General features: G+C 61.8%; 1 pseudogene. It reads right to left on the bottom strand.

Annotated features, from left to right (window positions below):
* Positions 1-272, bottom strand: a pseudogene (gene bcsA / locus AC3XQU_RS23910) (UDP-forming cellulose synthase catalytic subunit); the annotation flags it as partial.

Raw genomic sequence — 272 nt, 5'->3', positions numbered from 1 at the left:
ACCGCCATCGGAGTAGTCCACCAGCATGCCTGGATAGAAGCGTCCGTTTTGCAGACGCACCGCCGCAGGCAATCTGGCCTGCACCCGCTGGGTGCGGCGCACCTGGCGCACTTCAGCGGCAATCGCCACGGCAGAACCGATGATCAACAGGTTGTAAATCACCCACAGGCTGCTGACCAGCGTGGTGCCGATCTCATTGGCTGGCCCGTAAAACAAGCGCCACACTGCAAACCCCAGGCCCGCGATGTTCAGCACCGCCAACACCAGATACG

It is taken from the genome of Telluria sp. AZSoR62 (assembly GCF_058111565.1).
The sequence above is the reverse complement of the archived record's forward strand: the minus strand, read 5'-3'. Positions and strand labels throughout refer to the sequence as shown.